The following is a 406-nucleotide window of genomic DNA, read 5'->3' as shown; positions in this document are numbered from 1 at the left end:
TACCGCCCCGGCCGACACCGAGAAGCTGGTAGTAGTCCCGGGCCACGGCCGGTCACTCCGCAGGCCCGCCGGCGCCGCCCGGGTCCGGGCCGGTCTCGCCTGGTTGCCGGGCGCCGCCGGGCGGTTCGCTGGGTTTGCTGGATGGCTCGCCGGGAGGGCGGCTGACGGCGACCCCGGCGGGGCGCAGCTGCCGTCCGGTATCGCCGTAGCCGGGACGGATCACGGCCACCACCGTGCCGGCTGGGACGTTCGGTTTCTCGACGGCGGTCAGCGCCTCGTGCCGGGTCGGGTCGAACGGCACCCCGACCTCGTCGTGGCGTGGGTAGCCGAGCCGGGCCAGCACGTCCACGGCCTGGTCCCGGACCGTCCGGACACCCGCCACGAGCGAGGCGGGGTCGGCGTCGGC

General features: G+C 76.8%; 1 protein-coding gene. It reads right to left on the bottom strand.

Annotated features, from left to right (window positions below):
• Positions 1-52 precede the first annotated feature (52 nt).
• The coding region (locus ACY45C_RS19435; protein WP_462189002.1) for a nucleotide exchange factor GrpE at positions 53-406 on the bottom strand (354 nt) is incomplete at its 5' end.

The sequence above is a fragment of the Frankia sp. CcWB2 genome, from assembly GCF_977927585.1.
This window is presented reverse-complemented; position numbering and strand designations above follow the sequence as displayed.